This is a genomic window from Enterobacter sp. 61D5, assembly GCF_034107965.1.
Lineage (GTDB): Bacteria > Pseudomonadota > Gammaproteobacteria > Enterobacterales > Enterobacteriaceae > Enterobacter > Enterobacter cloacae_M.
Map to the genome: position 1 here is coordinate 476,430 of NZ_JAWNFK010000006.1, position 25,637 is coordinate 502,066.

Consider the following 25,637-nt stretch of genomic DNA (forward strand, 5'->3'; position numbering starts at 1 on the left):
ATGACGCTGATAATGATTCTTCTGGCCGTCTGCGGCGGCGCAACCCTGAGCATTCAGGCCGCGATTAACGGGCAGCTCGGCAGCAATGTCGGGGTATTTAAAAGCGCGTTTCTGACGTTTTCCGTCGGCGCGCTGGTGACCGCCCTGCTCATTTTCTTCTTTGAACCGAAGCAGGCGGTCACGCTGCTGGACGTGCCGAAATGGCAGCTCATCGGGGCGATGTTCGGCGTGCCTTACATTGTGATCATGGTCGTGGCGGTGCAGCGCATCGGCACCGCCGTCGCGACGGTGGCGGTGATCTTCGGCCAGCTCGCCATGAGTATGCTGATTGATAACTTTGGCTGGCTGGGCAATCCCACCATTCCGTTTTCACCGAGCCGTCTGAGCGCGGTGGTGTGCCTGGGGATTGCCCTGTACTTCATCTACTCCAGCAGCAAAACCGGCAGCGCCCGCGACTAAGCTGAGGTCTTACGGGTAAAGAACAGCGTCACCGTGGCGACGGTGACGCCCAGCTTCTTCATCTCGGTTTTGTTAAACAGATGCGTCTCATCCTGCAGATACATCCAGTCGTCGAAGTTCAGTAGCCAGGTGCTGCCGTTGGCCTTCACGTTCATACTGTAATGCCAGTTGAAGGCGTTGCCTGCGGCCTGCCCCGTGGCAACGCCTTCAATATCCCCTGCTGTTCCCTCGTAGCGATCGTTCCCCACGCGCCGGATGTGCCAGACCCGCTGCTGCTTCTCGCCATCGTCGTAGACAAAGTGCTCATTCAGCGTCAGCGTATCGCCGATAACGTCTCCGGCAATCTCAACGTGGAAACGGCGGATCTGCTTGCCGCTGCGATCCTGCACCATCCCCCACGCTTCGGTTTTGCCCTGGAAGTAGTGGAAGATATCAAACCGCGGCTGCTGCTGGCGATACTCGGCCACTTCAGTGCTACAGCCCGCCAGCAGCATCGTGAATGCCAGCGCCATCATCAGGATAAGTTTCATTTTTGGCCTCCGATTAACTGCTGACGCAGCTCAGGATATTGCGTGCGGGGATCGAGCCAGATGGCCAGAAAACGGGTGCTGAACGCTTCCGACTGACGCGGTCCGAGTGGAATAAAGGATGTTTGCGCCGCCGACGCGCGGTACCAGAACTGTCCCTGCTTATCGTTGAGAACAAACGCCAGCTGTGAGCCCGGGCGAACATCCGGCCAAAGGGACTGGAGCATCCGCAGCCAGGCTTCGCTTTGCGGTTCCTGCGCCAGGATCCCCTGCGCCTGCCACTGGTCGCGGGTCGCCTCAACCAGTTCATCGCGATCGATGTCCCGCGCATAGGTAATAATCAGCGCCTGATCCTGATTATCCCGGCTATAAAGCCCGTCCGGGGTGCGCAGCTGAGAGGTATAGACCGTGAACGGACCCCAGGTGAGCGTGGCGTCACCCACCTTCCGCCAGGCAAGCCAGTCGGCGGCCTGGGCAACCGGAACAACCAGCGTCAGCCAAAGCAGCAAAACCACAGATCTCATTTTTGTCTCCCCATCAGCAGGTGGAAAAACAGCATCAACACCAGCCAGCCCGGCGCCATCCAGCTGACGACGATAAAGGTCGGCTCAAGAAACGTGATGCCCCCCAGCCGCTCGCCAAACAGGTAGGCCACCGGTCCACCCACTGCGGTCAGCAGGGTCAGCAGCCAGCCGGGTAACGTGGTGGTGCGCGTCAGCTGCGTCCAGACCGTGGCGAACATCAGCCACAGTGCCACCATCCATAACGGCATCAGGGACTCGCCCGCAAAGGCAATCAGCCCGGTCAGGGCCCAGAGTGCGTCCAGCAGACTGCCCGCCGCGGCCAGCCCAATGGCGTAAAACCGGTAAGCAGGCGGCAAGAGCAGGCACGCCAGGATCGCCAGCGCGAGCCAGATAATCAGGCCCTGTTCGCGAAAGAGCACCACCAGCGCCCAGTAGAGGTCGAACGCGACGGCCAGCAGGAAGACCTGGAGGTAACGTCTCATACGCGCTCGGCGGTCAGCTGCACCACGCTGATGGTGCGAGCGTTAAACCCGGCTTCGCAGTAGCCAAAGTAGTACAGCCACATGCGGCGGAACCGTTCATCGAAGCCAAGCTTTTCAATCTCCTGCCAGGCGTGGACAAAGCGCTGCCGCCAGTGGGCCAGCGTGCGGGCGTAGTCGGGGCCCATGTCGAAGAGGTTGCGCACCACGAAATCGGTGTGGCGCGTCATCAGCTCGTTCATCGCGGTAATGCTCGGCAGGAAGCCGCCGGGAAAAATGTAGCGCTGGATAAAATCGACGCTTTTGCTGTAGTCGCGATAGCGCTGGTCCCGAATGGTAATGGCCTGAATCGCCATCCGTCCTCCGGGGCGCAGCCGCGCCTGGCAGGTGCGGAAGAACGTGGGCAGATAGCGTTGCCCGACGGCTTCAATCATCTCAATTGAGACCAGCTTGTCGTACTGTCCGCTGAGGTCGCGATAGTCGCAGAGCAGTACCTCAACGCGATCCTGCAACCCGGCGCGGGCGATCCGCTCGGTCGCCCAGCTATATTGCTCCTGCGACAGCGTAGTGGTCGTCACCCGACAGCCGTAATGACGGGCCGCGTATTCCGCCATCGCGCCCCAGCCGGTGCCAATTTCAAGCAGGTGGTCACCCGGGTTTAGCGCCAGCTGGTCACACAGGCGCGCCATTTTGGCCCGCTGAGCCGCCGTGAGATCCTGCTCGTCACCAGTAAACAGCGCGCTGGAATAGAGCAGCTCTTTATCCAGAAAATGGGCATAAAAGGTATTGCCCAGATCGTAATGGGCGGCAATATTTTCACGCGCCTGCACGCGGGAGTTACGCCGCGTCCAGTGGCGTATCCGCTCCAGCGGCCTGCCGAGCAGACGGAACCCGCTTTCCAGACGGCCAAGCACCTCGCCGTTGATCGCGAGCAGCTCCAGAAGCGGCGTAAGGTGTGCGGTTTCCCATTCGCCGTCCATCCAGGCTTCTGCCGCAGCAAGGCTCCCGCCCGTTAAGACGCGCCAGTAGACGCCGGGCGTGAGGATCTGCACGTCGGCATGCAGCGCGGAGGACGTCTCGCCAAAATGAAAGGTCTGCGCCCCTTCACGCAGCGTGAGCGAGCCGCCGCGGATACCGCTTAACAGACGAAACAGCAGCCATCGTGCGATGCGAACATTGCGCGGAATATCGGGTTCTAACGCAAAGACGGGATCGGTCATGAGCGTTCACTCCTGCTGAAGGGATGGTTATACAGCGGCACGCGCTTGAGCCACAGGCGCAGCGCCTGCCAGTAAATGGCAAAAACGGTTTTCAGGGTCATGAGCGGAATGCGCAGCAACAGCGAGCGCAGCGCGAAGCGCGTCAAAGGCTCCCGGCACAGCGCCAGCGTGGCGTCAAAGACCTTCGCTTCCTGATGATTTTCAATGTGCATATGCAGCGTGTTATCCGGGTCGTTAAAGCGCCAGTGGTAGATCATGTCCATCGGGTTGAAGGGGGAAACGTGAAACGCTTTTTCCGTCGGCTGCGCATCCTGTCCGTTGACGGCATAGTAATGACGTTCATTCCACGGCGTGTTGCGAACCTCCGCCAGCACCCAGCGCAGCGTCCCCTTCCCGTCGTAGCAGTAGTAAAAGTTGACCGGATTGAAATGAAAGCCGAAATAGCGCAGCTGCGTCAGGAGCATCACCCGCCCGTCCGGACGTTCCCCGGTCAGGCTCTCCAGCCTGCTGAGCACGTTCTCTTTAAGCGGCGCGCCGAGCGGATAGTCCGCGTCGTGGAACGAGGCGGCGGCAAAGCGATTGCGCCGCACGCCGATGGACGGCAGCAGCGGCAGTTCATCGAGATCCAGCCAGGCCATAAAGACGCTGTAGCTGAATTCATGGGTTTTCGGCTGAAGGCGGCGGTGGCGTAACACGCCGTGGTAGAGGCAGCTGTTCATCTCACTTCCCCTCTCCGACCGCTATCGCGTTGACAACGTCCAGCGCGCTGCGCACGCCATCTTCATGAAAACCGTTGTACCAGTAGGCCCCGCAGTACCAGCTCCGGTTATGACCGTTGACCTCGCCGCGCCGCGCCTGCGCCCGCCAGCTTTGCGGGTTAAACAGCGGATGTTCATAGACAAAGCGTTGCAGAACGAAGCGTTCATCCACCGGCGCGTCCGGGTTGAGGGTGACGCAGAACAGCGGACTGCCCGCAGGCAGCCCCTGCAGGATGTTCATGTTGTAGGTGACGCAGGCGCTGGCCTGTTCCTCCGCGCTCAGGCGGTAGTTCCAGCTGGCCCACGCGCGCTGCCGCACCGGCAGCCAGCGCGGATCGCTGTGTAAAACGACCTCGTTGCGCTGCCAGCCGATATCGCCCAGCACCTCGCGCTCTGCGGGCGTCGGGTCATCAAGCATCGCCAGGGCGCTGGCGGAGTGGCAGGCAAAAATCACCCGATCGAAGTTATGACTGCCGTTTTCAAGCTGAAGCGTAACCCCGTGCTCGTGGCGGCTCACCCGCTGCACCGGTGAATTGAGATGCAGATTCAGACGGTCTCCCAGGTTGTCGAGCATGGCGCGGATATACTCCCGCGAGCCGCCCGGCACCACGTACCACTGCGGGCGCTGGGTGATATCCAGCAGCCCGTGGTTCTGGAAGAAACGCAAGAAAAGCGGCAGCGGGAAACGCTTCATCTCCTGCAGCGACGAGGACCAGATGGCGGCCCCCATCGGCAGAATGTAGTGGCGCGCAAAAAACGGCGTGAAGCCGTGCTGTTCCAGAAACGTTTGCAGCGTGGCGTTCGGGTCCACCTCCCCGTCCAGCGCCTGTTTAGCCAGACGATTGAAGCGGACGATCTCCCCGAGCAGCCGCCAGAATGCCGGATTCACCAGGTTTCGGCGCTGGGCAAACAGCGACGTCAGGGTGTGTCCGTTGTACTCCAGCCCCGTCGCCGGGTTGTGCACCGAAAAGCTCATCTGCGTTTTTTGCCCGCTAATGCCCAGCTCGCTGAGCAGGCCCATAAAGCGCGGATAGGTACGATCGTTGTAAACGATAAACCCGGTATCGATCGCGTATGTGCCCTGTGGCGTTGAGACGTCAACCGTTGCGGTATGGCCGCCGGGCGTGGCGCCCGCTTCAAATAAGGTCACCTGATGGTGCCCGGCCAGGCGCCAGGCGCAGGTCAGCCCGGCGATGCCGCTGCCGATAATCGCAATGTTCATGAACGCACCATCCTGCGCAGCAGCGCGCGCTGAAGAAACGCAGGCAGCCCGGAGAGCAACCGCAAAATAAAGCCGAACCCGTCAGGAAACGCGATATGCATTTTCCCTGCCGCCAGCCCGGTACGGATCGCCTTGACCGCCTCGTCGACGCTCACCCTGCCCGGCATGGCAAAGTCGTTTTTGCGCGTCAGCGGCGTATCAACAAAGCCCGGCGAGACCACCGTGACGGCAATTCCCTTTGGCTCCCAGTCCAGGCGCAGACTCTCGGCAAACCAGCTCAGGGCCGCTTTGGACGCGCCGTAGGCTTCTGCCCGTGGGAAAGGCAGCCAGTGGGCCATGGAACTCACCAGCACTACGCGGTTGCCAGCCGTCAGCTGGGGCTGCAGCGCGTCAAGGCAGTTCACCGGGCCGAGGAAATTTGTCGCCATAACCCGCTCCACCAGCGCCGCATCCACCACGCCTCCATCGAGATATTCGCAGGTACCGGCGCAGAGAATAATCAGATCGGCGTAGCTGCCGGTCAGCGCCTGGCGACAGGCATCCCTGTCTGTCATATCGAACAGGCGAACGGTGAGATTGGGGCAGGTCTGATGCAGCGCTTCGAGGCGCGCCGGATCGCGTCCGCAGGCAATCACGTGGTAGCCGTCTGCGGCAAAGGATTTCGCCAGCCCAGCGCCAATGCCCGAGCTTGCGCCGGTGATCAGCACCGTTTTCATGATTTGACCCTCCGCTTCACGCCGCGCACCGCCCAGCCAAGCAGAGGAAGGTGCTCGTAAATCATCTCTCCCGCATCGTAGTAGTCGCGCTGGTGCGTGATGAGATCGTTTTCCGTGTCCACCACCGAACATCCCGGCAGTTCGAGCGGCTCTCCCCCGGCAATGCGCGGATGCGACCAGTGCATTACCCAGGTCACAGCAAACCGGTTCCCGCTGCACAGCGGCGTATCGATGGAAAAACGGCAATGCTCGACGTTGGCCAGCAGATGGGTGAAATAGCGCTGAAGCGCGAAAATCCCGTCATGCTCGCCAAACGGATCGATAAGCGTGGCATTCGAATGGTAAAGCCCCACCAGCGCGGACGGCGGCTGGCTATCCAGTGCGGCGTAGTACTCAACAAACCGACTCACGACAGAGGGCAAAGTGCTCATGGGTCACATCCTGGCTGTAAACAACGTGGCGTAATCGCATAATTAAAACTTACACAATTAACGTTATTTGTCCAAGTTTGTGATGATTTATTTTTTATTTTATATATGAATCATAAACTTAAAATAAGACAAAAGAGTGAATTCTGTAGGCCGGGTAAGGCGTAGACGCCACCCGGTTTTAACTTTCAGGATATCCTTAAGGCAAACTCGCCGGTCTTCTTCCAGGCTTATCCTTTTTATTCATAAGGATGCCCGCATGAAACGTTTCTTTTTCTCCCTTTTCTCCAGCCCGGAATCCTTACTGCAGGTGATGAGCCAGCAGGAAATCATTGAAGCCGTCGAAGATGGCGATCGCATCATTATCGACCAGGACGGGAACGCCTCGGTGAACTACAAAAGCAACGAGGTGCGGCAGGATTTTCTGCGTCACGTCAACACGCTGAAGAGGGCCTGATATGGGAACGGCGATATTTATGGTGCTGATGGTATGCGGGTACTGGTACACCAGCCGCGATCTGTCGACCCGCTTTAAAATCAAGCGCTCCTTTGGCTGGGACGTCTATTTTCTTGTGGCGCTGTACGGCTGTATTTTCGTTCTGCAGGGCGTGATTGCCACAGGTCTGCTTTGGCTGCTCCTGCTCTCCCTTTCTGCGGCCAACAACGCTTTTCACTTTGCCTCGCCAAAATATACCGACTGGCAAATCGACTTTATGAACTGGAGCTTTTTAGGCATTCAGGCGCCGGTGGTCGTGATGCTGGCGTTTGCCATCCTGTTTTGCCTCTACCGCTCTAACTGGGCTGGCAGCGCCAGGCTGGACGGCGAAAGCCGGAAAAAGCTCTACAAACGTCTGGCGCAGTCGAGCGGTATTGAACAGCTGCTGTATCAGTGTATGGAGCAAGGCGAACTGGCGCAGGTCACGCTGCGATCGAGGCGGATTTACGTCGGCATGATCCACACCGCGACGCTGGAATATGAAAAAACGGCCAATATCGTGCTGATCCCGATGTTAAGCGGGTACAGAGACGCGAAGACGATGAACTTTCGCATCGAGAATAACTACAGCAGGTGGTATGCGGAGCATGACATCACGCTCGACTCCGAATCCCGCAGCGCCATGTCATTCCGGAAGGTGATTTTACTCAATCAGATTGAGAGCCTCTCGCTGTTCGATCCCGCCAGCGCCAGCGCGCTATCGCTGGCACAGCGCGACGAGAGCTCTCGCCCTAAAGAGACATCGCCATAATTCTGAGAATGCTCTGCTGTGAAGCGGTTTCGAAAAGGACGTTATTAACGCAGAGCATGCCCTGCTTCCGGTAGAACCGGTACGCTCCCGCGTTCTGCTCAAGCACTTCCAGCCAGAGATAGTCTTTTCCCCTGCTCCGGGCCATGTCGGCGATGTTGTTGAACATCACCTGGCCATAGTTCTTGCCGGTCTCGGCGGGATCGAGGTAGAGCTTGTTGAGGAGAACCCCCTTCTTCTCCGTTTCCGGGAGCGGGGCTTCCCAGGTCACTTTCATAAACCCCACGGGCCGATCGGTCTCGGCTACATACCAGGAAACAGCGTTCTCATTCAGGCTCTGTTCAAGTACGGAAAGCGCGTACTCGCCGTCCAGAAAATCCTTCATCTCTGCGTCTGACACCCACAGATGCTGAAAATGGGCGGGATAGATTCGGTATCCCAGCTCGCTTAAAAGCGTTGAATCGGCCCCGGTGGCCTGGCGAATTCGAAGAGTCATGGAAAGTCTCCCTGGTAATCACCCGCGTTGGGCATTTTGATAGAGGTCCCAGCGGTTGCCGTAAATATCTTCAAACACCACCACCGTACCGTACTCTTCCTCACGAGGTTCTTCGCAGAAATGAACGCCTTTATCTTTCATGGCACGGTAATCGCGCCAAAAATCGTCCGTCTGAAGGAAGAGGAAAACTCTGCCGCCGCATTGATTGCCGATAAAGCTTTCCTGCCTCTCGTTAGAAGCACGAGCCAGCAAAATATTGCAGTCGCTTTCCGGGTTGGGTGAGACGACCACCCAGCGTTTACCCGGTTGAGGCGTATCTTCTACAAGGGTAAAACCCAGCTTATCTGTGTAGTATTCAATGGCACGATCGTAGTCATCAACCACAATAGCCACGCAGCCAAGGCATCGCTTCTGTGTTCTCATTTTTCGTTTCCTTTAGCCTAAATGGTTATGCTCAGCGCATTCCCACAGAATACGCGCGCATGAAAATATTTCACAGACTGATAAGTCTGCTAAGTCCGCTCCAGGTTCAGACACACCAAAACGGGTGGGTGAAAAACCTCATCCGAACGCGCTACTCTGCCTATGATGAAGGGATGATGGGTGATAAAAAACATATGGAAATTATTTTGATGCGGCATGGAGAACCTCAGCACAGAGGTGAGCCAAAAGTGTCATACAGGGAAATGGCGGAGTGGATCGAGAGCTATAACCGCTCTTCAACGGGCAGCGATAGACCACCTGAAATGGCTCAAATCCTCTCGTACCGCGCGCTTACGTTTTTCAGCAGCCCTCTCCCGCGAGCCCTCTCATCATTGAAAACGCTGGGGTGTTCACCGGGCTTAATTGATGAGGTTTTTCGGGAAGCGGAACTGCCGGTATTTCGTATCCCAGGGTTAAGGTTATCGCCTTTTTACTGGGCGGCGCTGTTTCGTATACTTTGGCTCTGCGGCCTGTCTGGCGAGGCAGAGTGCGTAAGCGTCGTAAAAAAACGTGCCGCTAAGGCGGCCGGGATCCTCGTGACGGCGGCTAAGGGATCCGACGGACCCGTCTTGCTCATGGGGCATGGGATCATCAACCGGTTTATTGCAAAGGAACTGATCGCATCAGGCTGGAAAGAACAGACTCGAACGGGTAAGGGGTACTGGGGAGCGGGTGTTTACAGCGTTGTGTAGCGGCACATGCGGAGCCGAGGTTTTTTAATCCTCGGCGCTCGGGTCATCGGGTCTGGCTAAGAATAATGCGATCGAACAGACGGTCACCTAACCAGACGCGCATGCCGATGAGCATCCGGGCATACTTGCCGGCTGCATAGCGTGTACGCGGATGCGGGCTTTTAACCGCGCGGGCAACCACGTCCGCAATCACCTTCGGGTCGCTGCCTCTGCCATTCCCATAAGCATTTTTGACCGAGTTAGCCACGTTCGCTACCAGATGACCATAAGGGCCACTTGCTGAACGTTTGACAAAATTGCCGCTGACCACATCACCAAAACCTGTCTCGATTAAACCCGGTTCAACAATCACAACCTTAATGCCAAATTCAGCCACTTCAAGACGCAGACAGTCAGACCATCCTTCAAGCGCATGTTTCGTTGCGTGATACCAGGCTCCCAGAGGGGTGTAAATCTTCCCTCCTATCGAAGTGATGTTAATAATGTAACCACTGCGTCTGGCGCGCATGGCCGGGATCAGCAGCTGCGTAAGGCGGGCTGCGCCAAACACGTTAACCTCAAATTGATAGCGAGCTTCATCAATACCGATCTCTTCTACCGGTCCATAAAGCCCAAAACCCGCATTGTTGACCAGTACGTCAACCCCACCCGTCTGCGAAACGATGGTATCCACTACAGCCAAAATGTCTTCATCACGTGAGATATCCATCCTCAGAGGGCGCGCGCCAAGCTGGGCGAGATCGTTCATTTTCTCAACGCTACGGGCAGCGGCGTAAACCTGATAGCCATCCTGAATAAGACGACGGGAGATGACTTTGCCCATACCTGACGATGCACCGGTGACCAGCGCGGTTTTCTTGTCCTGAGTAAACATAAATACCTCGGTGAGTAGACTGTCGTTAGTTTGCCCTCCTTCGGCCCAACGTTAACTAGCGCATCGCGCCACATGACTCGCAAATTGCGCCATCATAGCGATAAATATGCCCGTGTTTACTCAAGACGCATGGCCATCCTGGCCGCTTCAGGGGTCTGGCCCGTCCAGGTCATAAATGCGCGATAGAATGAGTTAGGATCTTCGAAACCCAGCAAAAATGCGATCTCATACCCGGAAAGACGCGTATTGCGAAGATAATGACGGGCCAGGTGTTCACGACACGCGTTGACGAGGTTACGAAAATTATCCCCTTCCTGCTCAAGCCTGCGCTGCAGCGTGCGTTTGCTCATTCCCAGGCGCTCCGCTGCTTTTTCAATTGTCGCTTCGTTACCGGGAATAAGTTCCAGGAGTACCGAACGCACGCGCTCGGCGGTCGAGGCCGTGTCATTTAACTGACCGAGACGACGCTGCAGTTCCGGTTCAAATACCTGCCACATCCCCTCATTTACCGTTAAAAAGGGCCGAAGCGCATCGGCTGCGGAAAAGCTGATGGCTGGCTGTTCTCCGTATTGCACGTCAGTACCAAAGAAACGAGAAAAGTGGCTGTTCTGAACCGCTGACGGTAGCGCAGAAACGCAGATCCGTAAGGGGTTAACCCGTTCGCGGCTCCCCAGCCGCAGAAGCTTGAGCAGGAAACCCAACTCTGCCACCTGCAGAAACACCGGGAGATCCGTCGCAAAAAGCCAGCGCGGTGAAACGGTAAAGTTGCCGTTTTGGTCGACCATTGTCTCCAGAACCATGGGGGCAATAAGCTGTTTATATCTGGCCAGACGCTGGACAGCCTGCATCATATTGCTACTACAGAGTGCGGCAAAAAGTGGCGGATCAAATATATCCGCAGAGATCGATTCAATAAGTGGTACGGGAAAGGCGGGATCGTTCGTTTCTGCCTCCAGCGCGTTCCAGAAGCGGATGTATTCATCCGTATCGAGTCCGCGCGTTTTTTGCAAAAAGAGATCGTCAGGTAATCCTGCCCTGCGGAGAATGCGTTCTGGCTCAAGCCCCGCGTCTTTCAGCAGCGTTTTCCAGCTTATATCGAGGGCGAAAGTACGGTTACAGGCCATTTGCTCATTCCCGGTGTGAAGGTTATTCAACGCTAAGTGTTGTTGTGTTGAGGACGTTTGTCAGTCGTCGCAGGTGTAAACATTATTTGCCCACTAATAACGCTGCGGCTAATGCCCTCTTCAGCGGAGTGACGACATCATCCGTATCCATGCCCATCTGTGCATGAATAATTGCGCCGTCAATGAGCAGCATGATTTCATCGACGACGCGCTCATCAGAATTCTTCGTCAGCAAGGCAATAATTTTCTTTGTTTCTGACTTATGACTGCGGCATATCTCTTTTATTTCGCTTTCAATATCTTCCGATTTCGCCTCTGCGCTGGCGTTAATAAACGCGCAGCCGTGGAACTCGGGCGAAATAAACCATTCGTAAAGCGTTGCAGATATCGCATCGGCAGGTATTTCGCCTTCATCGAGATGTCGACGCAGCGTTGTTTCAAACCAGTTAATCCATATTTCATGCCGATATTTCAAATAGGCGAGAATAAGCAAGCTCTTACTCGGAAAATGGCGATAGAAAGTCACCTTGGTCACTTTAGACGCTTTAATCAGCGTATCCACCCCCGTCGCCCTGAAGCCCGTGGAATAAAACAGATCGTGCGCCGTGAGTAATATTTTATCTCTGACGCTGATTTTTGTATCGTTGCCTGCGGGTTCTGTTTTCACTTTTGGGTAGCCTCAAAAAGAATGTTGACAGCGTTATTTTACAGGCATAGATTACCGCAAGTAGACAGACCTGTCTACTTAATATAACGCTGAGGTAATCGCAATGAATACACGTCCTCCTTTACCGCCCTTCACTCGTGAAAGCGCCATCGAAAAAGTCAGACTGGCAGAAGATGGCTGGAACAGCCGCGATCCGTCGAAAGTCGCGCTTGCCTATACGCTGGATACCCAATGGCGTAACCGCGCAGAGTTCGCCACCAACCGTGAAGAAGCCCAGGCGTTTCTGGAGCGGAAATGGAAAAAAGAGCTGGACTATCGTCTGATTAAAGAGCTCTGGGCATTTACGGAGAACCGGATCGCGGTGCGCTATGCCTATGAATGGCATGATGATTCCGGCAACTGGTTCCGTTCTTACGGCAATGAAAACTGGGAGTTTGAGCCGGACGGACTGATGAAGCGCCGCTTTGCCTGCGTAAACGATATGCCGATCAAAGCCTCTGAGCGACTGTTCCACTGGCCGCTGGGCAGACGCCCGGACGATCACCCTTCGCTGAGCGATCTTGGCTTATAGGATTTTTGCATCACTCCGGGCCGCCCCGGAGTGATGAATTTACAGCGCGCCCAGCTGTTTCAGCAGCGTCAGGTTGTCCTCAATATGCCAGTTAGCCACAATCTTACCGTCACCAATCTCATAAATATCCGTGGCGATAAAATCTATTTTCTGCCCCTTTCCTTTCAGCTTGCCAAAGGTTCCGGTGAAGGTGCCGTGAAAATGTAAATGCGAAACCACGCGATCGCCTGAAATAATCATTTGCTCAACGTCACATCTTAAATCAGGCACGGCTGCACGAAACGCGCGGGAAGCTAAAATAGCGCCTTCCGGCCCCTGCTTACGCCCTTCCGGAGGCGTTTTATCAATAAAACCTGCCGCCAGGGCATTACGCGCCAGGGTTTCATTACCCGTGTTCCAGAATGAAGCATATTCTCTGGCGACAGCTTCATTCGCCTTTAATTTCGCCTGCGGCAGGCTGTTGTCCACAATTAGCTGTTTCGGCTGCAGCCATTCCCTCTGCGCGGAAATAGCATTGCCCGACAGACCTGCAAAAATAACCATCGCTACAGCCGAATGAAAACACGTCGTATATTTCATGATATCTCTCAATAGAGTATTACATTACCCGCAGTCGATTTCCTGCGGTTCAAATCAGAGAGGGTCAGTTAATTAACGCCCCGCCTTCAATATCAATGACCGCCCCCGTGACAAAGGGATTATCAATGGAGAATAGATACCCTTGCGCGACGTCCTCCGCTCTTCCCCAGGCTTTGGCTGGCAGGGTTTCCGCCGCGCCAGCGAGCATTTTTTCCCGCGCGGCGGCGTCCATGCCCGCGTACGCTTCCGTGTCGGTGAGCCCCGGACTCACGACGTTGACGCGCAGCGGTGAAAGCTCTTTCGCCAGCACTTTTGTCGCGGCCTCAATGGCGGCATTCATCGTCGTTTTAACAATGGCGCCCGCCACGGTGCGACGCGCCACGAACCCGCTGGTAAACGTCAGCGTACCGCGGGGGGCGATGTTCTCGCTAAGATAGCGGGCGACATTGATGCTTCCCCAGAATTTTGTATCAAAGGCCAGCCTTGCCGCGCGGAGATCCAGCCCGGAAAGAAGCCCTCCCGGAGCCTGTGAACCCGCCGTAACGACGATATTATTGACCTCACCCAGCGTTTCACCGAGTGCGACAAGCTCTGCCTCACGGCTGATATCCAGCACCAGGGTGTGAACAGACGCGGCGTGGGCGCTCAGCCGTTGCCGCGCAGCGTCCAGCTTCGCGCCGTCGCGGCCCGCAAGAATAATTTCCTCGCCGCGCCCGGCAAGCAGGCTGCCCACGGCGAAACCGATGCCGGAAGCGCCGCCGATAATTAAGGTTTTACGGGTCATAACGTTTTCTCCTGCAGGGTGTAAATGGGGTAATCGGTATATCCCGTCGCGGTTCCGCCAAACAGCGTGGCGGGGTCGCGCACCTGGGCCAGAGGCAGCTGGTGCGCCAGCCGGTGGGGTAAATCCGGGTTGGCAATAAACGGCCGTCCGAAGGCAATCAAATCGGCATAGCCGGCAGCAAGGATCTTTTCCGCTTTTTCAAGGTCATAGTTCCCCGCGACGATAAGGGTTCCACTGAACGTCTCGCGTAGCGATTGACGGAACTGTTCAGGTACCTGCGGCGCATCGTCCCAGTCGGCTTCCGCCAGGTGGATGAACGCAATCCCTTTTTGTTCACACCAGGCCGCGAGAGCGAGTATGGCTTCCGTCACCTGCGGATCGTTCATCCCGCGCTGGGTAATAAACGGGGAAAGGCGGATGCCCGTACGCTCGCGACCAATGGCCTCGGCAATGGCGCTTAGCACCTCCTGAGCAAAGCGTATCCGGTTCGCCAGCGTGCCGCCGTACTCGTCCGTGCGTTTGTTGGAGGTTTGCCGCAGAAACTGGTCGATCAGATAGCCGTTTCCGCCGTGAACCTCCACGCCGTCAAACCCGGCCTGAACGGCATTCAGTGCCGCCTGACGATAGTCCGCGATGATGCTGTGAATGTCCTTGCGCGAGAGGGTTCTCGGCTGCGGACAGTCAACCATTTGGCCTTCCCCCTTTTCATTCACCACCCACACCTGCGCGTCCGGCGCCAGTGCTGACGGGGCGACGGGCTGACCATCCTGATGAAAGCTGGCGTGCGACATTCGCCCGACGTGCCAGAGCTGCGAAAAAATCACCCCGCCCGCCTGATGCACGGCGCCCGTCGTGAGTTGCCATCCTGAAACCTGCTCAGGCGAATGGATGCCGGGCGTCCATGAGTATCCCTGACCCTGAGGCGAAATCTGGGTGGCTTCAGTGATAATTAATCCGGCGCTGGCCCGCTGCCGGTAATACTCCGCCATCAGCGCCGAGGGAATATTTCCCGGCTGCAGGGAGCGCGCGCGGGTCATCGGCGCCATGACGATACGGTTCTTCAGGTCTTGCTGACCCAGCCTGTAGCGTTCAAAAAGTGAGATACGTTGCATGTTTTCATCCCTTATGGTTTGGATGAAATCACTTTACAGGCGGCATCTGGTTTTGATAATTACGCTAAAAGCAGATGCACTTTTCGGAAAATATGAATAATGGGTAAACTCGAAGACATGGCGTTACTGGTGGAAGTTGCCGAGGCCGGCGGTCTTTCTGCCGCCGGGAGACGCCTGTCGCTTTCTCCCGCCACCATGACGGCCAGGCTGAAGGCGATTGAGGAGCGTTACCAGACGCGCCTGTTTCACCGCTCAACGCGATCGATCGCGCTGACCCGCGCCGGGGAAGAGTTTTACCATGCCGCGCTGCGCGTGCTGGAAGAAGTGCATCACGCCGAGTCGTTACTGACGCAAAAGGAAGGCGTGCTCAGCGGCAACATTCGCCTTTCTGCGCCCTCGGACTTTGGCAGGCAGTATCTCAGCCCCGCCGTCGTGGAATTCTCCCGACGCCATCCCGACGTTAAATTTTTCATCTCGCTAAGAGAACACGTTGAGGACCTGGTCGCTAACCGGCTGGATATGAGCGTGCGTTTTGGCAACCTGCCGGACAGCAGCCTTGTCGTCAGAAACATCCGCCCGAACCATCGGGTGCTGGTCGCCTCCGGGGAGTATCTTAACGAACGCGGAATTCCCTCCACGTTTGCCGATTTAGCTCAGCACCGGTGCCTGGCGCTTGAGTCTCAAGGCGTGGTGATGAACGAATGGCGCTTTGAAAAAGATGGCGAGGAAAGCGTCGTTCGCGTAGAGCCAGCCATGGTGTGTGACGACGGGGCTTTGCTTCGTCAGTGGGCACTCAGCGGGGCTGGCATCGCGGGGAAATCGTGGTGGGACGTCAAAGACGATGTTGAAACCGGAAGGCTCACGGTACTGTTTGCCGACAGCTTCACCGGCTTTAGCCGATACGATCGCAAAGATGTCGGCCTGCAGCTTGTTTACCCCCAGCGCAAACTGCAGCCGCTTCAGGTCACGGCGTTTAGCCAGTTTTTTCTCGACTGGTTAAAAAAACATTAAATTAAATCACGTCAGGCAGCTGCGGTTAATTTCTCGCCAAAATAAGAGATAGCGCGCATTTCGCTGACAACCTCAGGACTACTCTGTGTGCGGTTTTGAGGAGGTACAAAATATGAAAAAGCTTCTGATCTGTTGTTTGTTTGGTAATACCGCAAACTCTCTCGCCAAAAAAATGCAGTCTCTGGCAGAACGCGAAGGCTATCCGCTGATGATTAGCGCTGTTGGGCTGGATAACTTCGCCAGCGTCGCTCCCGCTTTCGATGGTTTCCTCATCGCGCCGCACATCCAGTACAAACTCGATGAGATAAAAGAAACGGTGGGCAATACGCGTTCAATCGCCATTATTGAGAGCCTGCCCTATGCCTCTCTCGACGCGAGGAACGTATTGAATTTCGTGAAGGAACAGATGCCTGAACTGGCTGCCTGACAGATAAGGCCGCATCGGTTTTGCGGCCTCCTCTCACCCGGCGATCAAAACGTGTCGACACAAGGCTGGCCGACCTTATTAAGGGCGTTTTTCAACCTGGCTCTGAGTTCAATTAACGCCGCTTCTTTCTCTTCAAGCTGCTGCAGCTTGTAGCGCAGAGACGCCTGTTTTTGCTCAGCGGTAAATTTGTCGTCAACCCAGACAGCTAAAACCTCTGCAATTTCGGCTAAGGTAAAACCCAGCATTTTGGCATGCTTGATCATGTTTAAACGCTGTAAATCGACGGCGGAATAGACTTTATAGTTATTGCTGCGATTGGGCTGCGGGATATTCTCTAACAATCCCTGTCGCTCATAGTAACGCACCGTCTCTTTCGACAATCCCGTTTTCGCACACAGTTCACCAATTCTCATCGCGTCGCCCTCGCCTTGTAAAAATCACGCTTGACCGTGTACCTAAGTGCACGGTTTATCCTGTGCGGCATACATTAGGGATACGGGATTAAAGATATGAATTCTTTTGATTATACAGGAAAAACAGCGCTGATTACCGGAGCATCGTCGGGCATCGGTCGTGATTTCGCCAGGCAGCTCGCCGCCCGAGACGTGTCCTTGATCCTCGTCGCCCGCAGCGAGCCAAAGCTGCAGGCGCTTGCCGCAGAGTTGGTCAGAAAGCACGGCGTCTCCATCACGATTATCGTGCAGGATTTAGTGAAGCCGGAAGCCATTCCCCACATTGTGGAACGGCTTGAAACCTTAAGACGCGTCCCAGACATTCTGATTAATTGCGCCGGGTTCGCCACCTATGGGCCATTCGAAAAGCTGTCAATCGACAGGCAGCGTGATGAGATAAACGTGAACTGCCTGGCCCCCGTGGAGCTGACTCACGCCCTGCTGCCGGGAATGCTGCAGCAAGGTTCCGGGGTGATTATTAACGTTGCCTCAACGGCCGCGATGCAACCGGATCCCTATATGGCGATTTATGGCGCAACCAAAGCCTTCCTGCTCTCGTTTTCGAACGCGCTGTGGGGAGAATATCGCTCCAGGGGCATCCGCGTCCTGGCGCTTTGCCCCGGCGCAACGGATACGGCCTTTTTTGATGTGGTGAATGCTGAGGAAGCTTCGGTAGGGAAAAGAATGCCCGCTCACAAGGTGGTCACCCTGGCATTGAAGGCCGTTGAGAGTAACCGTAACTACCTGATTACCGGATGCGGTAACTGGCTTCTGGGGCAGCTACACCGGTTCGTGACGCGCAGGCGTCTGGTGATTATTGTTGAAAAAATATTGCGCCCGCGCTCGGCTTAAGCAAAAACGGCTCTGTTCAGCGCAAGGGAGTTGCGCTGAAATCCTCTCTTATCGCAGACAGATAGATGCCATAGTGCACGAAAAACAGTGATACACTTACCCCACCTGGTTGATCGTCCCGTCTGAACGGTTGATGAATGACGGTAACCAAATCTCAAAATGGTCACTCGTTGTTAATCGTAGCCCGTCACGCTAAGCTTAAATAATGACTAAAAATATGAATCCCCCATCATCACGTGGTCCCCTTGACCACGCTGTCAGAGAGCAAATCGTCGAAGCGGCTTTTGAGCACTTCGGTCACTACGGCTATGAAAAAACCACCGTCGCCGAACTGGCTAAATCTATTGGTTTTTCAAAGTCCTACATCTATAAGTTTTTCGATTCCAAACAGGCTATCGGCGAGGTGATCTGCGCTAACCGCCTGGATCTGATCATGGCGGCAGTGCTTTCCGCCATCGAGGATGCGCCGTCAGCAAGCGAAAAATTACGCCGCCTTTTCAAAGCGCTCACCGAGGCGGGAAGCGAGCTGTTTTTCCACGACCGCAAGCTATACGACATCGCCGCCGTCGCCGCGCAGGAGCAGTGGCCGTCAACCCAAAAATACAGTGAAAGCCTGATGAAGCTGATCGAGAGCATCATTATCGAAGGCAGGCAGGCCGGCGAGTTTGAAAGAAAAACGCCGCTGGATGAGGTCACATTTGCCGTCTACATGGTGATGTGTCCTTACATTAACCCCGTTCAGCTGCAGTACAACCTCGAAATGGCCCCCACGGCGGCAGTGCTACTCTCTTCACTGATTTTAAGAAGCCTGGCCCCCTAATTTGTGACCATTGACAATTTTGGTCACTAGTCAGAGAATGCGGATACCGTCCTGTTACGTCAAAAAGGTTTCCCATGCTCAGGCTCACTTCAGCCCGCGTTGCCGTTTGTCTCCTGCCGTTTGCCCTGGTGGCGTGCGGCGATATTTCCGCGAGTGACGATCCGCGCACAAAGCCACCGCTTGTCAGATCCGCCTCCGTCGAGCTTGCGAACAATAGCGCCCGCGCCTTCACGGGCGTGGTGGTCGCAAGAACGCAAAGCGATTTAGGTTTCAGAGTTCAGGGAAAAATCCTTGAGCGGCTGGTCGACACGGGGCAGACCGTCAAACAGGGCCAGCCCCTGCTGCGCCTGGATCCGGTTGACCTGAAATTACAGGCTCAGGCGCAGCAGCGCGCGGTGGATGCGGCTCAGGCGCGCGCGCGCAAAGCCACCAGCGATGAGGCGCGCTATCGTGGACTTGTGGCGTCCGGCGCGGTGTCTGCCTCGGAGTATGACCAGATCAAAGCGGCGGCCGATACGGCCAGGGCCGATCTCAGCGCCGCCCGGGCGCAGGCCAGCGTGGCGCAAAACGCCACGGGCTATGCCGTACTGCTGGCGGATTCAGACGGCGTGGTCATGGAGACGCTCGCCGAGCCGGGTCAGGTCGTCAGCGCCGGACAGGTGGCGATCAGGCTCGCCAGAGCGGGACAGCGTGAAGCGCTCGTCCAGCTTCCGGAAACGCTGCGTCCTGCCGTCGGCAGCGAAGCGCAGGCCACGTTGTATGGCAATGAAAAACATCCTGTCACCGCAACGCTGCGCCTGCTGTCTGACTCGGCCGATGCCGCGACCCGCACGTATGAAGCCCGCTACGTGCTGGATGGCCTGCTGGCGAACGCGCCGCTGGGGGCGACCGTCACGCTGAACATTCAGGACAATAAAGCGGAAGGTCAGGTTATGCAGGTCCCGCTGGCCTCACTCTATGATGCAGGAAAAGGTCCCGGCGTCTGGCGCATTTCCGCCCAGCCGGCAAAGGTTGCATGGACGCCCGTCAGGGTGCTGAGCGTGGGTGAAGATGCGGCGCAGGTCACGGGCGGCGTGAAGCCCGGTGAGAAGATTGTTGCGTTAGGTGTCCATCTTCTGCATGAAGGTGAGGTCGTCAGACTTGCTGAGCAACGCAATGCCGCCCTGGCGGAGAACACGCCATGAGCGGAAGCCGCTTCAACCTGTCGGCGCTGGCCGTCCGCGAACGTTCCATTACGCTGTTTCTGATAGTTCTGGTCACGATTGCCGGAATTTACGCCTTCCTTGGGCTCGGGCGAGCGGAAGATCCGCCCTTCACGGTAAAGCAAATGACGGTGATAACCGTCTGGCCGGGCGCCACCGCGCAAGAAATTCAGGATCAGGTCGCCGAGCCGCTGGAAAAGCGCCTGCAGGAACTTAAATGGTATGACCGTACCGAAACCTATACCCGTCCCGGCATGGCGTTTATCACGTTGTCATTGCAGGACAAGACTCCGCCTGCCGAAGTGCAGGAGGAGTTCTATCAGGCGCGTAAGAAGCTTGGAGATGAATCTCAGCGACTTCCGGCGGGCGTCATCGGCCCGATGATCAATGACGAATTCTCGGATGTCACCTTTGCCCTCTTTGCGCTGAAAGCGAAAGGCGAACCGCAGCGGCAGCTGGTACGCGATGCCGAAGGCCTGCGCCAGCAGCTTCTGCACGTTCCCGGCGTGAAGAAAGTGAACATTATTGGCGAACAGGCCGAGCGGATTTACATCTCCTTTTCCCACGACCGCCTGGCGACGATAGGGCTCTCACCCCAGGATATTTTCAACGCCCTCAACAGCCAGAACGCGTTAGCCGCGGCGGGCTCCATTGAGACCCGAGGCGCGCAGATTTTTATCCGCCTGGACGGCGCGTTCGATGAACTGCAGAAAATCCGCGATACGCCTTTTGTGGCTCAGGGCAAAACGCTCAAGCTGTCCGATGTGGCAACGGTTGAGCGAGGCTACGAAGATCCCCCGACGATGCTGATACGTAATCAGCATGAGCCCGCCCTTCTGCTGGGCATCGTGATGCGCGAAGGCTGGAACGGTCTGGCGCTGGGAAAAGCGCTGGATGCGGAAACGGCGAAAATAAATGATAGCCTGCCGCTGGGCATGTCCCTGACCAAAGTTACCGACCAGTCCGTGAATATTCGCTCGTCGGTCGATGAGTTCATGATTAAATTCTTCGTCGCCCTGCTTGTGGTCATGGTGGTTTGTTTTGTCAGCATGGGCTGGCGCGTGGGTGTTGTCGTTGCGGCGGCGGTCCCGCTGACGCTGGCGGTCGTTTTCGTGGTGATGGAAGCCGCGGGAATAAACTTTGACCGCGTTACGCTGGGCTCCCTGATCCTCGCCCTCGGCCTGCTGGTTGATGATGCCATTATCGCCATCGAAATGATGGTGGTTAAAATGGAGGAAGGTTACGACAGAATCAAAGCCTCGGCCTTCGCCTGGAGCCATACCGCCGCGCCCATGCTGGCCGGTACCCTGGTGACGGCCATTGGCTTTATGCCGAATGGTTTTGCCCAGTCGACCGCAGGGGAATACACCAGCAATATGTTCTGGATTGTCGGCCTCGCCCTGATTGCATCGTGGTTTGTCGCGGTGGTGTTCACGCCCTATCTTGGGGTGAAGATCCTGCCGGCGATCCCTAAAGTAGAAGGGGGTCATGCCGCCATCTATAACACGCCTCGCTATAACCGTTTTCGCCAGCTGCTTGCCCGCGTTATCGCCAGAAAATGGCGGGTGGCCGGGTCGGTAGTCGCCATTTTCATTCTTGCCGTACTCGGCATGGGGCTGGTTAAAAAACAATTCTTCCCGACCTCCGATCGCCCGGAAGTACTGGTTGAGGTGCAGATGCCATACGGTACCTCGATTGAGCAAACCAGCGCCGCAACCGCAAAAATAGAAGCGTGGCTGGGCCAGCAGCCCGAAGCCAAAATTGTCACGGCCTATATTGGTCAGGGTTCGCCCCGTTTTTATCTGGCGATGGCGCCTGAACTGCCCGATCCGTCTTTTGCAAAAATCGTGATCCTGACGGACAGCGAGACGTCACGCGAGGCGCTTAAGCTCCGGCTGAGAGACGCTGTCGCCGACGGCCTTGCGCCCGAAGCGCGCGTACGGGTAACGCAGCTGGTGTTTGGCCCGTACTCGCCCTTCCCGGTTGCCTGGCGCGTGTCGGGGCCGGATGTCGAACAGGTGCATGACATCGCTGACAGGGTGAAAGCCGTGCTCCAGGCGAGCCCGATGATGAGAACCGTCAACACCGACTGGGGGTCGCGTGTTCCCGTATTGCATTTCACCCTCGATCAAAACCGCCTGCAGGCGACCGGCTTAACCTCCAGTGCCGTTGCCGATCAGCTTCAGTTTCTGCTCTCAGGCGTGCCTGTCACCTCCGTGCGGGAAGATATTCGCTCGGTTGAGGTCATTAGCCGCGCGGCGGGAGATATCCGTCTCGATCCGGCTAAAATCGAGGGTTTCACCCTTGTCGGCAATGCGGGACAGCGCGTTCCGCTGTCTCAAATCGGCAAGATTGAGATCGGTATGGAAGATCCGATCCTGCGCCGTCGCGATCGCACCCCGACGATTACCGTGCGGGGCGACATCGCTAACAATCTTCAGCCACCGGATGTGTCGGTCGCCGTCATGAAGCAGCTCCAGCCGATTGTTGATGCGCTGCCGGCCGGATACCGAATAGACATGGCGGGTTCGATTGAGGAATCGGGCAAAGCCACGCAGGCAATGATTCCGCTGTTCCCGATCATGATTGCCCTGACCCTGCTGATCATCATTTTGCAGGTGCGCTCAATCTCGGCGATGGTGATGGTGTTCTTAACCGCGCCGCTGGGGCTGATTGGCGTAGTGCCCGTGCTGTTGATTTTCAATCAGCCGTTTGGCATCAACGCGCTGGTCGGTTTGATCGCCCTTTCCGGCATTCTTATGCGCAATACGCTGATCCTGATCGGTCAAATAAATCATAACCAGAAGGACGGTCTCGAGCCGTTCCAGGCGGTGGTTGAAGCGACGGTCCAGCGCGCCCGCCCGGTCCTTCTGACCGCCATGGCCGCCGTGCTGGCGTTCATTCCCCTGACGCATTCGGTGTTCTGGGGCACGCTGGCTTACACGCTGATAGGCGGAACGCTGGGCGGGACGATAGTCACGCTCGTCTTCCTGCCCGCGATGTATGCGATCTGGTTCCGGATCCGCCCTGAGGAACAACGCGTGCAGCACCCTGCAGAAAACGTGTAAACTACCATGAGTAGATAACACTTCTGAGGAAAGCATGGTTGTTAAGCGCTTAAGAAAAGAGGACCGCCGCGTGCAGCTGCTGGAGGTTGCGCGCGGAATCGTTCGTCAGCAAGGCACGGAGGCGTTGACCCTTGGCTACCTGGCCGAACGCGCCAACGTGACCAAGCCTATCCCCTACGATCACTTTGGCGATCGTGAAGGGCTGCTGATGGCGCTGTACCAGGATTATAGCGACCGGCAGCTGGCGAAATTCCGCGAGACGCTGGCGGTCGACAGCAAAACGCTGGAGAAGACGATCCGCTTTTTCAGCGCCGCCTATATCGACTGCGCCATTAGTGCCGGACCTGAGACCGGGCCAATCGCCGCGGCGCTGTCCGGATCCCACACGTTGCAGACGTTTCGTGAGGCATGCGTGGCCGAATGTGCCGACTGTCTGCGTACCGCGCTTTCCCCTTTTGTTACTCTGAAAGGCGTTCAGGGAGAAGCGGTACTGACGGCCATCATCGGCGCGGCGGACGCGCTCAGCACCGCAGCGGGCAACGGCGTGCTCGCCCGTAACGTGGCGGAAGATACGCTCAGCGGTGCCATGACCGGCGTGCTGGAGACCTACGTAAATAGCACAAAATGATCGCTGGGGGCGGATTGACACATAAGTTACCAATAGTAATATAGGCGTCAATTCTCACCCATTCGAGGTCGCTATGTCTGCTACAAATGCCATTAATAACGCACTGATCGTGACGGCTCATCCTGTCGACAATTCGTTATCCCATTCGCTGGCAGCCCGTATTGCCGGAAAATTACGCGAGCAAGGTACGAAGGTTGAGATTGCCGATCTGCATGCTGAAGGGTTTAATCCGGCGATGACCCGCGCCGATCTCGATTTGTATCACGGCGATCCGAGCGCCCTTCCCGACGATATTCTGCGCGAGCAGCAGCGCGTCGAGCGAGCGGATATGCTGGTGTTTGTTTTCCCCGTGTACTGGTGGTCGGTCCCCGCGCTGTTGAAAGGCTGGTTCGATCGCGTATTAACCCTGAACTGGGCGTATAAGGTAGCCGATGACGGCCGGATTGTGGGCAACTTACGCGATGTTCCCGTCCGCCTGATTGCCACCGGCGGCAGCGATCTCACCGGATTCGACAAACATGGCTATTCGACGGCGATTCAGACGCAGATAATCGAAGGCGTGTTTGGCTTCTGCGGGCTGAAGAACGTTAAGCTCGATATCCTTTACCAGGCAGACGCGGCGACGCCTGAGCAGGTTGAGGATTTCCTGCAAGGGCTAGAGAGTCTTAAATAATCCCGGCTATCCAGTCAGCAAAGGCGTGCACAGCAGGTTACGAGCCTTTGCTGACAGCTTCCTGCCGCTGCATCGGACCCCTACTCAAGTTGGTGTCTTGAAGCAATGAGTTAAGCAACGCTATAACTAACGTGATAATTCCGCATATAGCGTAATGAATAAACAAAGGTCATTCCATGTATCAGTTAATTCAGCCAACAACCACCCTTACCACCACCGGCACCTTCGGCGGCGTGAGCGTATCTGTAGCGAACAACTGACAAACAGAACCTCAATCCCCGCCTAACTGGACGGGGAAATAACTCTCCGTTCACCACCCTCTGAATGGTGAAAGAAAATGGTTTCATCTGACAATGCTCTCTTAATTATCGACATGCAGCAGGGTCTCTTCCGGGGCCCGGTCTCCCCCTGCTCCGCCGATGCCGTTCTGGCAAATATCCGTTTGTTAATAGCCAACGCGCGCCACGCTCAGGTACCCGTCTTTTTTGCCCGCCATGTTGGACCAGACGACTCGCCCTTTTCAGCGCAGGGGCCGTTGACGCAGCTGATACCCGAGCTGGACGTGAAGGAGCAGGATGTTGTTTTCACCAAGCGCCATCCCAGCTGTTTTCGGGATACCGAATTGCTGCGTGAACTTAATCAGAGAGGCATCAAACAGCTGGTCATTGCCGGGATGAAAACAGAATTTTGTGTCGACACCACCTGCCGGGCCGCGCCGGAGCTGGGCTTCAGGACGGTATTGATTTCAGATGCGCATACCACAATGGATAACGCACATTTATCCGCCACTGACATCATTGCGCATCACAACAGCACGCTGGCCGGACCGTTCGTGATGCTATCGACTGTCGGCGACTGGCATTTTAATACGGTCAGTTGAGTTGGCGGGATCGTCTCTTTCTATCCCGGCGCGCCTTTCCGCGCGTCGGGAAAAGTAGAGAACATTACAGGGTAAAACCTCCGTCACCCACCTGCGCCTGAGCGTACCATTTCATCAGCTCCGCACTACCGGGCGCGTTCTCAGCCGGTGACCATGGAGCGGTATCGTGCTCCGGAACAGGCTGATAGCCGCCGTGTTTCACCTCAAAAATGACGCCGCCTTTATCCAGCGACAGCACGGCATGCCAGGTACCGGCATCCATCTCCAGCACTTTGCAGTCTTCACCTAACACCACGCGCTGGGTCACGTTACCGCTGTCATCAAAATTCAACACCAGAAAGCGACCGCTCAGAGCCGTCAGCAGTTCAAACGTGTGCGGGTGGCGATGAGGGCGAACATAGGTACCAGGCTCCATCGCAATAGCCAGGCGCTGTACCGGGTCGCTCAGCTCGGGATGTAAATTGCGGTGCGCGCGTAAGCGAGGAGAATTGGCAGCCTGCTCGCTTTGTTGCTGCAGGTCACTGAACGTAATTTGTTTCATATACACCTTTGTGAATGGAGTCAGCGGGCGGCAACCCGATTGCCGCACGACGTTATACCATTCTGGACGGTCGATGAGCGATGGCGTTTGTGAAACAAAACGCTTCGTTATCGCGCTGAATTTT

General features: G+C 56.4%; 32 protein-coding genes. 14 read left to right on the plus strand and 18 right to left on the minus strand.

Annotated features, from left to right (window positions below; genetic code table 11):
* Nucleotides 1-459: a DMT family transporter gene (locus UTM25_RS07360; RefSeq protein ID WP_194399164.1), complete on the plus strand. Its 459-nt coding sequence runs from the start codon at nt 1-3 to the stop codon at nt 457-459.
* Here the strand turns inward: UTM25_RS07360 and UTM25_RS07365 are convergent.
* Genes UTM25_RS07365 through UTM25_RS07400 form a run of 8 tightly spaced genes read right to left on the minus strand, consistent with a single transcriptional unit; the run spans nt 456 to nt 6,336 of the window.
* The gene (locus UTM25_RS07365) at nt 456-989 is read right to left on the minus strand and encodes a DUF3833 domain-containing protein (RefSeq protein ID WP_194399163.1); all 534 of its coding nucleotides are present in this window, start codon (nt 987-989) and stop codon (nt 456-458) included. The two genes, UTM25_RS07360 and UTM25_RS07365, sit on opposite strands and share 4 nt — an antisense overlap.
* Nucleotides 986-1,510: a hypothetical protein gene (locus UTM25_RS07370; RefSeq protein ID WP_194399162.1), complete on the minus strand. Its 525-nt coding sequence runs from the start codon at nt 1,508-1,510 to the stop codon at nt 986-988. The genes UTM25_RS07365 and UTM25_RS07370 overlap by 4 nt, the downstream gene beginning before the upstream one ends.
* A complete protein-coding gene (locus UTM25_RS07375; RefSeq protein WP_194399161.1) occupies nt 1,507-1,992 on the minus strand; it encodes a DUF2878 domain-containing protein in 486 nt (161 codons plus the stop codon). Before UTM25_RS07375 ends, UTM25_RS07370 begins: the two co-directional genes overlap by 4 nt.
* Nucleotides 1,989-3,209, minus strand: a complete 1,221-nt coding sequence (locus UTM25_RS07380) for an SAM-dependent methyltransferase (RefSeq protein WP_194399160.1) — start codon at nt 3,207-3,209, stop codon at nt 1,989-1,991. The genes UTM25_RS07375 and UTM25_RS07380 overlap by 4 nt, the downstream gene beginning before the upstream one ends.
* Entirely contained in the window at nt 3,206-3,928 is a 723-nt protein-coding gene (locus UTM25_RS07385) for a DUF1365 domain-containing protein (RefSeq protein ID WP_194399159.1), read from the minus strand. The genes UTM25_RS07380 and UTM25_RS07385 overlap by 4 nt, the downstream gene beginning before the upstream one ends.
* Before the next feature lies 1 nt (nt 3,929).
* A complete protein-coding gene (locus UTM25_RS07390) occupies nt 3,930-5,189 on the minus strand; it encodes an NAD(P)/FAD-dependent oxidoreductase (RefSeq protein WP_194399158.1) in 1,260 nt (419 codons plus the stop codon).
* A complete protein-coding gene (locus UTM25_RS07395; protein ID WP_032657315.1) occupies nt 5,186-5,905 on the minus strand; it encodes an SDR family NAD(P)-dependent oxidoreductase in 720 nt (239 codons plus the stop codon). The genes UTM25_RS07390 and UTM25_RS07395 overlap by 4 nt, the downstream gene beginning before the upstream one ends.
* Nucleotides 5,902-6,336 (minus strand): nuclear transport factor 2 family protein, encoded by a 435-nt coding sequence (locus tag UTM25_RS07400; protein ID WP_047061796.1) that lies wholly within the window; start codon nt 6,334-6,336, stop codon nt 5,902-5,904. Before UTM25_RS07400 ends, UTM25_RS07395 begins: the two co-directional genes overlap by 4 nt.
* Before the next feature lie 256 nt (nt 6,337-6,592).
* Between UTM25_RS07400 and UTM25_RS07405 the strand changes: the two genes are divergently transcribed.
* Nucleotides 6,593-6,790 (plus strand): hypothetical protein, encoded by a 198-nt coding sequence (locus UTM25_RS07405; RefSeq protein ID WP_032639280.1) that lies wholly within the window; start codon nt 6,593-6,595, stop codon nt 6,788-6,790.
* A gap of 1 nt (nt 6,791) precedes the next feature.
* Nucleotides 6,792-7,580: a hypothetical protein gene (locus UTM25_RS07410; RefSeq protein WP_194399156.1), complete on the plus strand. Its 789-nt coding sequence runs from the start codon at nt 6,792-6,794 to the stop codon at nt 7,578-7,580.
* On the opposite strand, the gene UTM25_RS07415 is transcribed toward UTM25_RS07410, so the two are convergent.
* A complete protein-coding gene (locus tag UTM25_RS07415; RefSeq protein ID WP_194399155.1) occupies nt 7,561-8,073 on the minus strand; it encodes a GNAT family N-acetyltransferase in 513 nt (170 codons plus the stop codon). The genes UTM25_RS07410 and UTM25_RS07415 overlap by 20 nt on opposite strands.
* 18 nt (nt 8,074-8,091) lie before the next feature.
* Nucleotides 8,092-8,496 (minus strand): VOC family protein, encoded by a 405-nt coding sequence (locus tag UTM25_RS07420; RefSeq protein WP_032639272.1) that lies wholly within the window; start codon nt 8,494-8,496, stop codon nt 8,092-8,094.
* Between the two features lie 128 nt (nt 8,497-8,624).
* On the opposite strand from UTM25_RS07420, the gene UTM25_RS07425 reads away from it, so the two are divergent.
* On the plus strand, nt 8,625-9,248 hold the full coding sequence (locus UTM25_RS07425) for a phosphoglycerate mutase family protein (protein ID WP_320714554.1): 624 nt from the start codon (nt 8,625-8,627) through the stop codon (nt 9,246-9,248).
* A gap of 43 nt (nt 9,249-9,291) precedes the next feature.
* On the opposite strand, the gene UTM25_RS07430 is transcribed toward UTM25_RS07425, so the two are convergent.
* From UTM25_RS07430 to UTM25_RS07440, 3 genes are all read right to left on the minus strand, one after another.
* A complete protein-coding gene (locus UTM25_RS07430; RefSeq protein WP_194399154.1) occupies nt 9,292-10,122 on the minus strand; it encodes an oxidoreductase in 831 nt (276 codons plus the stop codon).
* Between the two features lie 116 nt (nt 10,123-10,238).
* A complete protein-coding gene (locus tag UTM25_RS07435; RefSeq protein WP_194399153.1) occupies nt 10,239-11,246 on the minus strand; it encodes an AraC family transcriptional regulator in 1,008 nt (335 codons plus the stop codon).
* Between the two features lie 82 nt (nt 11,247-11,328).
* On the minus strand, nt 11,329-11,913 hold the full coding sequence (locus tag UTM25_RS07440) for a TetR family transcriptional regulator (RefSeq protein ID WP_194399152.1): 585 nt from the start codon (nt 11,911-11,913) through the stop codon (nt 11,329-11,331).
* 103 nt (nt 11,914-12,016) lie between these two features.
* On the opposite strand from UTM25_RS07440, the gene UTM25_RS07445 reads away from it, so the two are divergent.
* Complete coding sequence (locus tag UTM25_RS07445; RefSeq protein WP_194399151.1) at nt 12,017-12,484, plus strand: DUF1348 family protein; 468 nt, start codon at nt 12,017-12,019, stop codon at nt 12,482-12,484.
* Nucleotides 12,485-12,523: 39 nt separating this feature from the next.
* Here UTM25_RS07445 and UTM25_RS07450 read toward each other — a convergent pair whose 3' ends face one another.
* The 3 genes from UTM25_RS07450 to UTM25_RS07460 all read right to left on the minus strand — a co-directional run bounded on the left by UTM25_RS07450 (nt 12,524) and on the right by UTM25_RS07460 (nt 14,959).
* Nucleotides 12,524-13,063, minus strand: coding sequence for an ester cyclase (locus UTM25_RS07450; RefSeq protein WP_194399150.1), 540 nt, complete (start codon nt 13,061-13,063; stop codon nt 12,524-12,526).
* Nucleotides 13,064-13,127: 64 nt separating this feature from the next.
* Nucleotides 13,128-13,847 carry an SDR family oxidoreductase gene (locus UTM25_RS07455; protein ID WP_194399149.1) on the minus strand — a complete coding sequence of 240 codons (720 nt, stop codon included), beginning with the start codon at nt 13,845-13,847 and terminating at the stop codon, nt 13,128-13,130.
* Nucleotides 13,844-14,959, minus strand: coding sequence for an alkene reductase (locus UTM25_RS07460; RefSeq protein WP_194399148.1), 1,116 nt, complete (start codon nt 14,957-14,959; stop codon nt 13,844-13,846). Before UTM25_RS07460 ends, UTM25_RS07455 begins: the two co-directional genes overlap by 4 nt.
* A gap of 99 nt (nt 14,960-15,058) precedes the next feature.
* On the opposite strand from UTM25_RS07460, the gene UTM25_RS07465 reads away from it, so the two are divergent.
* Together UTM25_RS07465 and UTM25_RS07470 are read left to right on the plus strand one after the other, a co-directional pair.
* Nucleotides 15,059-15,970: a LysR family transcriptional regulator gene (locus UTM25_RS07465; RefSeq protein ID WP_194399147.1), complete on the plus strand. Its 912-nt coding sequence runs from the start codon at nt 15,059-15,061 to the stop codon at nt 15,968-15,970.
* Nucleotides 15,971-16,082: 112 nt separating this feature from the next.
* Entirely contained in the window at nt 16,083-16,397 is a 315-nt protein-coding gene (locus tag UTM25_RS07470; RefSeq protein ID WP_032639262.1) for a PTS sugar transporter subunit IIB, read from the plus strand.
* A 44-nt stretch (nt 16,398-16,441) separates the two neighbouring features.
* On the opposite strand, the gene UTM25_RS07475 is transcribed toward UTM25_RS07470, so the two are convergent.
* Nucleotides 16,442-16,810 carry a MerR family transcriptional regulator gene (locus tag UTM25_RS07475; RefSeq protein WP_194399146.1) on the minus strand — a complete coding sequence of 123 codons (369 nt, stop codon included), beginning with the start codon at nt 16,808-16,810 and terminating at the stop codon, nt 16,442-16,444.
* 96 nt (nt 16,811-16,906) lie between these two features.
* Here UTM25_RS07475 and UTM25_RS07480 point away from each other — a divergent pair, with 96 nt between their 5' ends.
* The 7 genes from UTM25_RS07480 to UTM25_RS07510 all read left to right on the plus strand — a co-directional run bounded on the left by UTM25_RS07480 (nt 16,907) and on the right by UTM25_RS07510 (nt 24,972).
* Nucleotides 16,907-17,701: an SDR family NAD(P)-dependent oxidoreductase gene (locus UTM25_RS07480; protein WP_194399145.1), complete on the plus strand. Its 795-nt coding sequence runs from the start codon at nt 16,907-16,909 to the stop codon at nt 17,699-17,701.
* Between the two features lie 205 nt (nt 17,702-17,906).
* Complete coding sequence (locus UTM25_RS07485) at nt 17,907-18,521, plus strand: TetR/AcrR family transcriptional regulator (protein ID WP_194399144.1); 615 nt, start codon at nt 17,907-17,909, stop codon at nt 18,519-18,521.
* Between the two features lie 74 nt (nt 18,522-18,595).
* The gene (locus UTM25_RS07490; RefSeq protein ID WP_194399143.1) at nt 18,596-19,705 is read left to right on the plus strand and encodes an efflux RND transporter periplasmic adaptor subunit; all 1,110 of its coding nucleotides are present in this window, start codon (nt 18,596-18,598) and stop codon (nt 19,703-19,705) included.
* Nucleotides 19,702-22,791, plus strand: a complete 3,090-nt coding sequence (locus UTM25_RS07495; RefSeq protein ID WP_194399142.1) for an efflux RND transporter permease subunit — start codon at nt 19,702-19,704, stop codon at nt 22,789-22,791. Before UTM25_RS07490 ends, UTM25_RS07495 begins: the two co-directional genes overlap by 4 nt.
* Before the next feature lie 34 nt (nt 22,792-22,825).
* Nucleotides 22,826-23,419 (plus strand): TetR/AcrR family transcriptional regulator, encoded by a 594-nt coding sequence (locus tag UTM25_RS07500; protein WP_194399141.1) that lies wholly within the window; start codon nt 22,826-22,828, stop codon nt 23,417-23,419.
* A gap of 73 nt (nt 23,420-23,492) precedes the next feature.
* A complete protein-coding gene (locus tag UTM25_RS07505) occupies nt 23,493-24,092 on the plus strand; it encodes an NAD(P)H-dependent oxidoreductase (RefSeq protein WP_194399140.1) in 600 nt (199 codons plus the stop codon).
* A 337-nt stretch (nt 24,093-24,429) separates the two neighbouring features.
* Complete coding sequence (locus tag UTM25_RS07510; RefSeq protein WP_194399139.1) at nt 24,430-24,972, plus strand: cysteine hydrolase family protein; 543 nt, start codon at nt 24,430-24,432, stop codon at nt 24,970-24,972.
* A 64-nt stretch (nt 24,973-25,036) separates the two neighbouring features.
* On the opposite strand, the gene UTM25_RS07515 is transcribed toward UTM25_RS07510, so the two are convergent.
* Nucleotides 25,037-25,513, minus strand: coding sequence for a WbuC family cupin fold metalloprotein (locus UTM25_RS07515; RefSeq protein ID WP_014883727.1), 477 nt, complete (start codon nt 25,511-25,513; stop codon nt 25,037-25,039).
* Between the last annotated feature and the right edge of the window lie 124 nt (nt 25,514-25,637).